Annotated in this window: 1 pseudogene; it reads right to left on the bottom strand. The window is 58.4% G+C overall.

The features are described from left to right. Nucleotides 1–133 precede the first annotated feature (133 nt). A pseudogene (locus GA0061101_RS38475) lies at nt 134–1,348 on the bottom strand (IS701 family transposase); the annotation flags it as partial. Between the last annotated feature and the right edge of the window lie 77 nt (nt 1,349–1,425).

Here is a 1,425-nt window from a genome sequence, read left to right as displayed (position 1 = left end):
CTAGCACTACTTTGGCAGAATTGAATTTAGGTTCATTTGGAACCTGATACGGCAGTGTGGACATCGTTGTGGTGGATGGTGGTTTGAGAGTGCGGCTATGACGGCACGCCGGACAGCTGGCAGTGTCGGCTTAGGCGGGCCGTGCCTCTTTCTTTTTTTCCCGCTTTGCCTTGTTGAGGCGCTGATGCTGAAGAAAGGCATAGGCAATCATCGTCATCAACGCGTGTCGGTGTAGGCCCTGCCATGATCGGCCTTCAAAGTGATCGAGGCCGAGTTCTTCCTTCATCTGCTGATGGGCCTGCTCGCAGACCCATCTTGCTTTGATGGCGGCCGCGAGAGCTTTCAAGGTCGCCTCGGCCGGCAGATTGGAGAGATAATATTTGCGCTCGTCGTTTGAACGCCATTCACCAACGAGCCACGCTTCTTCGCCCGGCATGTGCTGCTGTCCCTTGTCGAGGATGCGTTGCGGGTTGCCATCAGCAATCCGAATGCGTAGGGCCGCGAAGCGTGCGGTCAGTCGAGCTTTGGTGCCGTGACGCCAACTGACCTTCTTCCAGGTGGTTCCTTCCAGGATCGCTTCGGCTGCGGTCGACAGCGTATCGGGGATCGAATGCTTGCGCGGTCTTCCATGGCCGGCGACAGGAAAGATCAATGCGACATCATGAGGATAAACCTTCTGATGCTTGGGAATGCCGACGGCCCAGGTGAGATTGCGTGCACTGAGCCCCTGGCGAAACGCAGCCGACAGACCATAGCCGGCGTCGGCAAGGACAGTACCAAACCGCACGCCTGCAGCCATCAGCCGATCGATCTCGTCGAGCGCGATCTCCGGTTTGGTGCGGGATCGGCGCATCTCCTCGGGAATGCCGGCCTTCGCCATCCGATCCTGATCACTGGTCCAGCTCTCGGGCAGGAACAGCCGCAGGCCAACGGGAACAGGAACCTCGTCGCGGGCCAGCGTCAACGACACTAGCGTCTGGCAATTGGCGCGCTTGCCGAGCATCGACGCATACTGCGGTGCGACCCCAACGGAATGGTCGCCCTTCTTCGGAATAGCCGTGTCATCGATCACCAGAAAAGCATCTGAAGCCCCGACAATCCTGTCGGCCCGCACCGCCAGTTCCGCCTCAAGAGGACCGGCATCCCAAATCCCATCCGAGATGAAATGATGCAGGCGGTCGTAGCGATCTGGTGCCAGACGTTCCGCCATCGGCTCGATACTCTTGCGATCGCCCGGTCCGATGAGGCCCGAAATATACACCGGGCACATCTGCCGCCGCTTCTTGTGACCAAGCTTCTCAACGAACGGCTTCAGCCAATCCGTCAATGCAACATTCTGCTCTGCCATCCCATGCACCCTCGTTGGAATGCCAAGGATGGCCGATCATCGTTACCTGAGAGTTAATCTGCCAAAGTAGTGCTAGG

Origin of the sequence: Martinezella lusitana (assembly GCF_900094565.1) — a bacterium.
Lineage (GTDB): Bacteria > Pseudomonadota > Alphaproteobacteria > Rhizobiales > Rhizobiaceae > Rhizobium > Rhizobium lusitanum.
Note: the sequence above shows the minus strand (reverse complement) of the source record. Positions and strands in the feature narration are given on the sequence as shown.